9 protein-coding genes are annotated in these 9,592 nt (G+C 42.9%); 4 read left to right on the forward strand and 5 right to left on the reverse strand.

Going from position 1 to position 9,592, the window contains the following annotated elements; genetic code table 11:
* Positions 1–30: 30 nt before the first annotated feature.
* The 3 genes from VGB26_15800 to VGB26_15810 form a co-directional block, all read right to left on the reverse strand.
* Entirely contained in the window at positions 31–753 is a 723-nt protein-coding gene (locus VGB26_15800; protein ID HEX9759239.1) for a TerB family tellurite resistance protein, read from the reverse strand.
* A 229-nt stretch (positions 754–982) separates the two neighbouring features.
* On the reverse strand, positions 983–1,402 hold the full coding sequence (locus VGB26_15805) for a hypothetical protein (GenBank protein ID HEX9759240.1): 420 nt from the start codon (positions 1,400–1,402) through the stop codon (positions 983–985).
* Between the two features lie 186 nt (positions 1,403–1,588).
* Complete coding sequence (locus VGB26_15810) at positions 1,589–2,353, reverse strand: DUF481 domain-containing protein (protein ID HEX9759241.1); 765 nt, start codon at positions 2,351–2,353, stop codon at positions 1,589–1,591.
* Positions 2,354–2,573: 220 nt separating this feature from the next.
* Between VGB26_15810 and VGB26_15815 the strand changes: the two genes are divergently transcribed.
* The 4 genes from VGB26_15815 (at position 2,574) to VGB26_15830 (ending at position 6,673) form a co-directional block, all read left to right on the forward strand.
* Positions 2,574–3,281: a gamma-glutamyl-gamma-aminobutyrate hydrolase family protein gene (locus tag VGB26_15815; protein HEX9759242.1), complete on the forward strand. Its 708-nt coding sequence runs from the start codon at positions 2,574–2,576 to the stop codon at positions 3,279–3,281.
* Between the two features lie 7 nt (positions 3,282–3,288).
* On the forward strand, positions 3,289–4,350 hold the full coding sequence (locus VGB26_15820; GenBank protein ID HEX9759243.1) for a hypothetical protein: 1,062 nt from the start codon (positions 3,289–3,291) through the stop codon (positions 4,348–4,350).
* A gap of 62 nt (positions 4,351–4,412) precedes the next feature.
* A complete protein-coding gene (locus VGB26_15825) occupies positions 4,413–5,882 on the forward strand; it encodes a YdiU family protein (GenBank protein HEX9759244.1) in 1,470 nt (489 codons plus the stop codon).
* A gap of 119 nt (positions 5,883–6,001) precedes the next feature.
* Entirely contained in the window at positions 6,002–6,673 is a 672-nt protein-coding gene (locus VGB26_15830; protein HEX9759245.1) for a lysophospholipid acyltransferase family protein, read from the forward strand.
* Between the two features lie 25 nt (positions 6,674–6,698).
* Here VGB26_15830 and VGB26_15835 read toward each other — a convergent pair whose 3' ends face one another.
* A complete protein-coding gene (locus VGB26_15835; protein HEX9759246.1) occupies positions 6,699–7,976 on the reverse strand; it encodes a peptidoglycan DD-metalloendopeptidase family protein in 1,278 nt (425 codons plus the stop codon).
* A gap of 182 nt (positions 7,977–8,158) precedes the next feature.
* Positions 8,159–9,343, reverse strand: a complete 1,185-nt coding sequence (locus VGB26_15840; protein HEX9759247.1) for a PQQ-dependent sugar dehydrogenase — start codon at positions 9,341–9,343, stop codon at positions 8,159–8,161.
* Positions 9,344–9,592 lie beyond the last annotated feature (249 nt).

Here is a 9,592-nt window from a genome sequence, read left to right on the forward strand (position 1 = left end):
AACGTCCCAAGATTTTGAGGTTTTTTTTTACTATAGTTTTCGTTCTTTCTTGAGGGCATTGTAGGCTTCATTGATGCTTTTAAATTTTTTCTCGGAAAAAGCAATGAGTTCAGGTCCTAAATGGGAAACCTTATCAGGATGGTATTGGGATGCCAATTGCCGGTATGCGGATTTGATTTCCCCCTCGGAAGCGGTGGGGGAGAGGCCCAATTCACTATAGTGGTCTTTCTTTTTGGCCAAAAGATATCTGGATTTTATTTTCTCGTGTTCATCAACCCCGATACCCAAACCGTTGATCACCTGCTGAATGGCGTCTTCCTCTTCTTTTGTGATGACATGATCGGTAATGACCACCTGGTAAACCAGATCCAATAGCAGGAGGCGCTGTTCCCTCCCTGCAAATTGATCAAAAGCTTTACAAATTTGGAATAAATCGGGGTTGACCCTTTGGGTTTCATTTATCATGGCATCGATAAACTTTAGTTCCATTCCTTTATAATGAAGACCCCTAGAGAAAAAGTTATGAATCGTTTTACGTTCGTGATCGGATATAGACCCGTCAGCCATTGCAATTTTGGTCAGAATGGCGATGAGGTGAGTAATAAAAACCTGTTCACCCTTTGGGGCCCCCAAGCGGCCATCTGAAAGTGCCCCTGCCCCTTTCGAAAGGACATGCTGCATTGCTCCCCCAATGACGGCCCCTAATGGACCCCCTAGTAAGAGACCGATTCCTGCTCCTAATAGCCACCCCATAAATAAATTCCCTCCGGATTTCCATCGTTTAAAAACCACTATACTAAAAATTAAATACGGTTACAAGGCAAGGGGGTGAAAACCAGTTTCCAAAAAGAGGAAAGATCAGAAAAGGAAAAGTGGACCCTATTTATAGGAAAATGGGCGGAAAAAAACCTTTTTCCATTTTAATAAAAAACGGTTAAATTTAAAAACCCATGACCTGGTTAGAAAATGAGGGGAGCGGCTCTTAGAGTTGTGTGGCTTTTAGAACCTTTGATGCTTTAGCCATATTGGGTCCTTTGACCCAAAAAATTGCGCCATATCGCCCCTTACCGGCACAAATAGCATCGATAGCGGTAACGTTAATTTTCGCAGCGGACAGTTTTTCCATGATGGATGCGATGGCTCCGACACGATCTTGACCTTGAGCCAGAAAACCTGTTTTTTTAGCCCCGACCTTTACCTTTAACCGCTTTGCCGTGGATAAAAACGCTTTGGTATTTTGGGGGATCAAATCCAGTTGGCTTTTCCCTCCTCGCGGAAAACCCGAAAACCCAAGGAGATTAATTTTTTCTTTTTTAAAATCCCCGAGTATTTTAGCGCCTACCCCCGGTCGATTTGGTACTTGAATTTTAAAATAATCTACTTTTTTTATTCGGTCTGCCATTTTATTCTCCTTTTTTTAAAAAAATACCCGCTAACTATTTGATGAAAGTTTTAAGCTAAGTGGAGAGCCATCATAATCAATTTTCATCAATTATGAAAGGGATTTGTTTAGAAGTTTTAAAATTTTAACCGAGCTTGCCCCATGAAGAAAAATCCGGGGATTTCCCCATTTTTCTCATACCCATTCTTAAATCATATTCACCACAAGATTGAGGGATAAAATCTTATCCGTGTCGGTGGCCCCCAAGGGTGGTTCGTTATCGTATTTAACCAGGTAACTAGCCTTGAGAGAAAGAAAACCGTTAAGGGCAGAAATAAGGGCAGCCTCCCCATTAACGTTATAATTTCCATCATCTTCGAAATCAGGGAGATATTCTATCCAAGCTGTAAATCTATTTTTTTTGGTAAAAAAATAAGCGTATTCCCCAAAAACCCTTCCACCCACATAGTCATTTGTTCTATCATAGTCCATTGGAAATTTCGTTGTGAGGTACTTGTCTGTAAATTCATCAAGTGTATAATTCAAGCCCGCTTCGCCCAATAGTTTATGTTTGGGGCCTGTAAGGAGTCTATACCCTGCACCCCCGCCAAAAAAAAGGCGTGAATCGACCCCAGCAAACTTATCCCTTAACCAGGAGGCGAGTCCAAAGGAATAGGCCCTTTGAGTAAATTTGTATTCTGCCCGTAGATCAGTTCCATACCTTTGTCCTTTTTTTTCGCCGTCTGTTTCTGAATAGAGTAAATTGAGTTTCCAGGTTCCCTCTAAATGGTCTGATGGAAGAAACTTAAAGGTATTGTTCAGGATGAAGGTGGTTACATCGGTGTTTCCTGATGAATCCACATATCCTAATTCGGAATCATCGCTTATTTTTTTTATTTCTTCTTCCCCATATGCAACGGGGGCGATTATCAATAGGGCGAGGAATGGAAAAAGGAAAGGGAATACCTTCATGTTCGTCTCCATACTCTTGAAAGGTTTTAATGATTCGTTGGGAGGAAACCAGGTCAGTTAAAAGAATTTAAAGCTTCCACGAGAAGGAATTTCTGAGTCCAAATACAAAAATGAAAATTCTAATCGTAAATTTATTAAATTTCAACCAAAAAGCGGTACTATATTTACCATTGGTCCGTGGCTGTGCTAGTATTAAAGCGATATTGCATGAGAGAAAAAAATGATCAGACCCACCATTGCAATTGCTTTTCGATCAAACCATCCTAAAAAAAAAACCGAAGAGGGGTACCTTCAATGGATTAAGAAATGGGGGGGAGATATCCGTATTATTGCTCCGGGGGATCGCCATCCTCTTAGGGGGGCTGATGGGCTGGTTTTAACAGGGGGAGAGGATATTGCCCCGGAGCGGTATGGAGAAAAAGATTGGGGTTGTCGAAAAATTAATTTAGTTCGGGACGAGTTTGAATTGAAACTCCTTCAAATCGCATATCGGAAAAACCTTCCGGTCCTGGGTATTTGCCGGGGAATTCAGGTTTTGGCCGTTGCTCATGGAGGTACCTTGGTTCAGCATCTTTCGATGGAATTTTCTCCCGGGAAAAATGGCTCTGTTCATGTGGCCCATTGGGATCCGAAAGGAAAAGATCAAATCCACTGGGTGGGCATTCGGCCGGGGACGAAACTGTCTAGAATCATCCAAAAAAAAAGAATTAGGGTGAATAGTCATCACCATCAAGGGGTTCAAGCGGTGCCTCCCTCTGTGATCATCAGTGCGTGTTCTAAAGATGAAGTTATTGAGGCTATTGAAGTTCCGGGAAAACGGTTTGTCATGGGAATTCATTGGCACCCGGAACGATGGGAAAAACCCTCTTCCAGGGCCATTGCACAGGCATTTATCAAGGAATGCCGAAAATCCATCAATCATCCATAGAGGTTTCATGCGAGAACAACGCTGGGAAACGCGGTCAACGCTTCAATATCATGAAATCCTTTCATTGAGAAAAAGGCTATCCTCTATTGGTCTTAATCCCGCGGATGAGGAGAAAGATGTTATCTGCTACATTGAGGAATGGAAGGTGAGGGAGCCCAAAGAGATTTTGAAATTAGATTTTTTGCCCATCGAAGATGTGACCCTGGTTCATATTCGTGAAGGGTGGCGCGGAGATTTTTACCTTCTGGCCGGTGGGTACCATTCTGTTTATCGCAGATATCAAGCGGTGAACACCTATTGTTCGGTGAGTCATCCCTGGTTGATGCCGGGGCCACTCTTAACCCATTTTCCGAGGTCAATGTTTTGGGTTGGTTTTAGACATAGCCATGGGTTTATTCGAATTCGTTTGCATACCCGTGAGGTCATCACCCCGGGAGATGTTGATGATCAGGAACACCGGTCATTATGGTTGGAGGAACGGCAAAGAATTTTTGCGAATGCCGTTAAAATTATGGACTTTCCCATTCAGGTTGATGTAGACAATGAGAAATTGTTATTAAAAACCTCAGAGGAAGGAGTTGCCTTTTTTTGTTCATGGCCAGACGCATTCGGGCCATGTCAATTTGAATATAACTCTTCGGATCCGTTTCAATTTTTAGCCCCCTCCAGTCAATTGGCTGCCACCCAGGGGAACGAATTGTCAACCGTTCGTGCCTACCTGACCGGATTTTCAGACCAGGCTCTTAAGGATTTTGAAAGTGTGGATAAGGGGGGAGAGTTTGTCTACCGATGTTCGGCCCACTGTCATTTGAAAGACCTTTCAGAGATAAAGGAAATCATTGGTGATAAAAGCCGGTTGTTTTTAACCCTTTGTGAATTTCAAACCCAAAGTATTTTTCCAAACCTTGAAGATATTTATGCCATTGTAGGGGTGATGGGTGTTGAGGGGGGATTTAAAATTGAGGTCCGGTTGAATCGAGCTCCTTATTCAAAGGAGGAAATGGCGGATTGGATTGAAAAACTTTTAGCGTACCCGATGGTTTATTCTCCCTTACCCCCTTTTCCTTGACCCTCCCTCTTCGGAACTGCTAAATTTAAAGGGGTATTTTCTTTTTTTAGGTTTAAAAGTCTATGAAATCCCTTGAAAATTTAAATTTTGATAATACCTATTCCCAACTTCCCGAAGTTTTTGGAACTAAGCTTTTACCGACTCCCCTTCCTGAGCCTTACCTGGTCAGTTTCAATTTAGAGGGGGCTGAATTGATTGATTTAGATCCCAAAGAGGTTAATCGCCCGGAATTTGTAACGTTTTTTTCTGGAAATCGACTTCTTCCGGGCAGCCAACCCCTGGCCATGTTGTATTCGGGGCACCAATTCGGGGTCTATGTTCCTCAATTAGGGGATGGCCGAGCCATTTTGTTGGGAGAGGTGGTAAATCATAATGGGGAAAGGTGGGACCTCCATCTCAAAGGAGCGGGAAAGACCCCGTATTCCCGTCATGGAGATGGCCGGGCTGTTTTACGTTCCACCATCCGTGAATACCTTTGCAGCGAGGCGATGCATGGGTTGAGAATTCCAACCACCCGGTCTCTTTGCATTATCGGGAGTGATGATAAAGTGATGCGGGAAATGGTGGAGACCTCAGCGGTTTTACTGCGTTTGGCACCATCTCATATCCGGTTCGGTTCTTTTGAGGTTTTCTATTATTGTGAAGAATTTGAACCCCTTCAAACCCTGGCAGAATATGTCATTGAATTTCATTTTCCCTTTTTGAAGGGGAAAGAGGATCGATATATTGGGTTATTCGCTGAAATTGTGAAGCGAACTGCAAAGTTAATTGCCCATTGGCAATCGGTGGGCTTTGCCCATGGGGTGATGAATACGGATAATATGTCGGTTTTAGGCCTTACGTTTGATTATGGGCCTTTTGGCTTTATGGATTCCTATGATCCAACCTTTATTTGCAATCATTCAGATCACACGGGACGTTATGCTTTTCATCAGCAGCCCAGGATTGGGTTTTGGAACCTGACACGGTTGGCCAAGGCCCTTTCGCCATTGTTTCCCATGGGAGAAGCACAAGAGGTATTGGAGTCCTATCAATCATTGTTGATAGCTCAATTTCACACGGATATGCGGAAAAAATTGGGCCTTAATGAAACCCAAAAAGATGATGAGGCCTTGATTGGAGAGTTCCTCCATTTAATGCATCAGGACGGGGTTGATTACACCATTTGTTTTAGAGCAATGGGCCATTTTCAACGGGATTCCAAAACGAATCATTCAAAGGTTAGGGACCTTTTTGTGGACCGGGAGGCATTTGATCACTGGGCTCAAAAATACCGGAACCGTTTAAAATTGGAAAACACCCAGGATTCTGAGAGAAAGACCCAAATGGATGGCGTCAATCCAAAATACGTATTACGAAATTATTTAGCCCAAGTCGCCATTTTAAAGGCTGTGGAGGAACGGGATTTTTCTGAAATTGATCGCCTCTTGTTCCTTTTGAAAAGTCCGTTTCATGAACACCCTGAAATGGAACATTATGCGGATTTGCCTCCGGACTGGGCGCGGCATATTCAGGTGGGTTGCTCTTCCTAGGGTTGGTATAAGAAAATGGAAACAATAACCATGAATCCCTTCCCGGAAATGTTTTTTTTGGATCTTTGTTAAACATACGAAAGGCTCTTCTTTTAATAAAAATCAAGTAATCATCCACTATGAGAACGCGTCCCGGTGTTCTGGTTAATCTCATCCATCTAACTGCTTTGGGCTTCCTCGGTGTTCTCTTCCGGATTTTAAACCGCACGGAGGTTTTCGGGAGGGAAAATATTCCGAAGCGAGGGGAACGGGGGGTTTTATTTCTTTGCAATCATATATCCACATTTGATCCCTTTTTAATTGGGGTAACCGCCATGCCCCGGTTCTCGGAGGTTTGGTGGCGTGCGGCCGCTAAGGAGGATCTTTTTCAAACCAGTTTCTCACGTATCATCATGTATCTAATTGGGGCCTTTCCGGTAAAAAGAGGGCAACATGACCAGAAATCAATGGATCGAATGGTTGAGTCCCTTCAAACGGACGTGTTGGTGGTTTTTCCGGAGGGAACCTGGTCTTTCAGCGGCCAGCTATTACCCGGCCGGGTGGGGGTTGGAAAAGTCATTTACCAGGCCAAACCCCGGAAAATTCTCCCGGTTGCTGTGAAAGGGACAGATCTGATTCTCCCACGTAATGGTTGGTTTCCACGGATAGGGCAACATGCAAAAATTATATTTGGGAAACCTATTCATCTTGACCATTTTTATTCCATGCCAGATAATTTGGACACGGCACGGGAAATAGTAAAAGTGGTAATGAAAGAAATCGGAGAATTAAGTAACCAAATCGAAAAATGAACACTTCCTTTTTCTTAACACCTTTTTAAGTTTTTGAGGCAGAATGAGAAGCGGTAAAAATGCGGGCCGGAGATGGGGCGATTTGGTAGAGAAAGTTTCGGGCTCTTTTTTTAAATTCATCCAGTTCTGAGGGAGATAGAAACCGGACATTTGGGTTTTTTATATTTAAAGGATTGACTAATCTTCCTTTTTGGTAAAAAGAATAGTGGAGGTGGGGTGCCGTCGCCAAGCCACTAGAGCCCACATACCCGAGGACTTCCCCCTGCTTAATAGACCTTCCGATCTCAATTTTTTTGGAATACCGGGAAAGATGACCGTAGGCGCTTGAAAAAGTTTGATTATGTCGAATTTTAATCATTTTTCCCATGCCCCCATTTTTTCCTTTAAAAACCACAAGGCCATCTGCGGAGGATCTTACGGGGGTTCCATAAGGGGCGGCGAAATCGATGCCCAAATGGGGTTTCCGAATTTTTAGGATGGGATGAAGGCGGTTTTTTGAAAAAGGAGAGCTGATGGTTTTGAACCGGAGGGGTGATTTTAGAAATTTTCTTTGAAGGGAATTTCCATTGGGATCAAAATAACCTTTATCCCCATTCCGGCCTTCGAAAAAGACGGCTTCAAACGTCTTACCCTGGTTTTCAAATCGGGCCGCAAGGACCTTTCCTGGTCCCACAAAAAGCCCTTTCCGCCAACGTTCCTCATACAAAATGCTGTAAGTATCCCCCTCTCTCAAATCGGTTCCAAAATTAATATCCCAAGAAAAGATTTCCTCTAAAGAGGCCGCCAGAGAGGTAAGGGCACAGGCCTCATCCAAAGATAAATAAAGAGAGTTTTGAATATCCCCCTGGGCGATGTTCTTCCTAAGGTCGTAGGGAGTTTTTTCCACCGAAGCCATCCAATGATTAGCGTCCCGCTTCAATGAAAAATTTTTCTCTCCATCAATGTCCAATTCGAATTGGGTGACCTCACCATTTTCATTTAAAAAAACAGTGTAAGGGCTTCCCTTTTTAATTTTTTTCAAGTTAAAAACTTTTTGACTCAAAGAATTCATCGTGTGTATTTCCTGATCTGAAAACTGATGTTTTTTCATTAAATCGAAGAAAGTTTCTCCAGGAAGAACTTGACCTAAATGGATAAGATGATGGTTTGTTTTTTGGGTTTTACCCGGGAAATGTTCCCGTGCGGAAATTAGTTCTGGCAATAGAGGGGTTTCCACGGATGTAATATATCCAGGTTTGGCCAATACTGCGGCCAAAAATACCGTGAATAAAATTAAGGTTTTAATTAAATAGGGGGTCTGCATGGTCTTTTTTAAAAAGGAAATAATGTAACACAAAACTTCCCAGTTTGGAAGAGGGAAAAAAGAAAGAGGTCCCTTGATTCACCCAAAAAGAGCAGGGAATCCATGATGTTTCAGATTTAATTTACGGAAAAAAATAAGTTAAATAAAATTTAATTAGTTTATATGAAGTTGGAAGGGTTGTTTTACTTTTGGGGAGTGATGGCGGGGATTAATTGTAGAATATCCCCCTTGAGGTCAGTGATGTATAGTTCACCTTTTTCATCTTCCCCAAAAGAACTAATAAGGCGGCCGGTTTCCAATAGGGTTTTTACTTCCTTCGGTTTTTTATTGTTTGGCCTGAATCCAAAAATTTTCCCGTTCCCGAAATCCGCATATAAATAGGTGCCGCATAAATTGGGAATGGAATGTCCTCGATATACGAACCCCCCAATCACCGTTGTCCCTTGAGAGCGGGGGTAATCCCAAATGGGAAGAACCAAACCTTGTTTTTTGCAATTACGTTTCACCCTTGGGGTGCAGATGGTTCCCTCCATAGTTCTCCATCCATAATTCTTCCCGCTTTGAACGATGTTGATTTCTTCACGGGCGCTTTGGCCTACGTCCCCCGCATAGAGAAGCCCTGTGGAGAAATCAAAAGAAAAACGCCAAGGGTTGCGAAGCCCAGGGGCCCATATCTCTGGCTCTGCGTCTTTCCGGTTGAGAAAAGGGTTATCCGGTGGAATGGAATAAGGTTTTTCTTTTCCCTTTTGATCCACATCAATTCGTAGCATCTTTCCTAAGAGGGTGGATAGTTTCTGGCCGTTATTTTGGGGATCATTTGCGGATCCCCCATCCCCCATTCCAATATATAGATATCCATCCGGGCCGAAGGCGATGTTCCCTCCGTTATGATTTCCGTAGGGTTGAGGAATGGTCATTAAAATCCGTTGACTCTTAGGGTCGGCCTGGTTTTTGTTTCGGCCGGTTTTGAATTCTGAAATGACGGTGTGCAACCCTTTCCTTGTTCTGGTGTAGTTGATGTAGAATTTTTTATTTTTTGAAAATTGTGGATGGAAGGCCAATCCCAGAAGGCCTTTTTCTCCCCCAGAGTCCACTTGTTTTCGAATATCTAAAAATGGTTCAGGGAGAACCTTTCCCTCTTCCAAAACCCGAATGGTTCCCCCTTGCTCGATTATAAAAAGACGACCCGAATGATCCCGGCTATGGGTAAGGCCGACGGGGGACCTTAAACTCTTTGCGATTGCCTTAAGTTCGATGGGGGGCAGTGCGGGAGCAGATTCATTTGTCTGGCAGGGCTGGAAATTCGCACCCCAACTTGGTGTTTGAAGAAAGTAGAAACAGGTTATGGCAAAGAAAATATTTTTCATAAAAATTGGAAGGAAAGATGTGCTTAAATATACCAATGTCTCTAATCCGATTGCAAGGTACTTGAAAGGTATTTTTTGATTTTAATGATCTTTATTTAAAAGATCTTTCCAGTAGTGTCCCAACGTTGAATGGGTTGCCTGTTCTAACTTATAGAGAAATATTGGTTTTTCTTTTAAAGTGCAATTTTTCGATTTGAAATATTTCTGTCCGATAGGCCACACTTCCGTATACCTGCAGAAGGAGATGGC

This window comes from Nitrospiria bacterium (genome assembly GCA_036397255.1).
Lineage (GTDB): Bacteria > Nitrospirota > Nitrospiria > DASWJH01 > DASWJH01 > DASWJH01.